Source organism: Bradyrhizobium sp. Mp27 (assembly GCF_029953005.1).
GTDB lineage: Bacteria > Pseudomonadota > Alphaproteobacteria > Rhizobiales > Xanthobacteraceae > Bradyrhizobium > Bradyrhizobium barranii.
Genome location: NZ_JASAUS010000553.1, coordinates 1 through 875, shown reverse-complemented (window position 1 = coordinate 875; position 875 = coordinate 1). Strand labels below are relative to the sequence as shown.

The 875-nt window shown below is 53.7% G+C and carries 1 protein-coding gene; it reads right to left on the bottom strand.

Annotated elements, in window-relative coordinates:
• Positions 1 to 237: 237 nt before the first annotated feature.
• Complete coding sequence (locus QJT78_RS51705) at positions 238 to 618, bottom strand: CPBP family intramembrane glutamic endopeptidase (protein WP_244433194.1); 381 nt, start codon at positions 616 to 618, stop codon at positions 238 to 240.
• Positions 619 to 875 lie beyond the last annotated feature (257 nt).

The following is an 875-nucleotide window of genomic DNA, read 5'->3' as shown; positions in this document are numbered from 1 at the left end:
CCACGATCCGCACCCTCAATGAAGCGCTTCATCCGAGACCCCCGCAAATCGTGCGGGAATCATACCGCGAGAATCACGTCAAGCGCCGCGTTTTTACACAGCCAGGGTCAATCGCGTCGGCTTGGTTTTCCCGAGACGACTTCCGGTCAGCCCCAGTGAGCGGACATCTTTAGTACCCCTCGCCAGGTCTCAAACGGGCCAGGAGCAGTCGTAAGACTTCCGAACCTGCAAGGCGCGTTAGGCGAAATTGATCAAGTCTAGCAGGTAATGCGCGAGTGCCACCGGCCATAGCACACCCGACCGCCGCAGCATTAACATGAGGAAAAGGCCAACAGTAGACGCAGAAAGGACATTACCAAGGCCGGCCCACCAATGAATTGAGCCGAACAAAATTGACGTAGTGAGAACGGCAAAGATGCCGTCACCCAGATAAGGCCGGAATGCTAGCCGGATGTATCGGCGAAATATGACTTCTTCGCTGATAGCTACCAAGGCTAAGCCAAAAAAAAGATCGAACGCTTTTAGCCATCCGGTCGAGTGCGGATATGCGCCGAGAACGGTTGTAGGGAATGCCGCATTGAGGAGAGATTGCGGCAACTGGACAAAGCGATCTAGCAAGCAAATTCCGACGATCCAAAGGACAATCTCAAAAAGTGAAATTTGACGTTCACCTGTTCGAAATGCAGCGATCCGAGCAGAAGGCACTGCCGCCAAAATGGTGAGAGCAGTGATCCGAGAGCTATGGCTGATTTTGGGTGACGCGACCTGATCAGGCGGCGTGGCTTTCAGTGTTCGGAATGACTTCGATTCCGTCGATGAACTTTACACCGGCGATGACTTTCGGCAACTGGTTCGTGCTCTTCAATCGCCGCCAG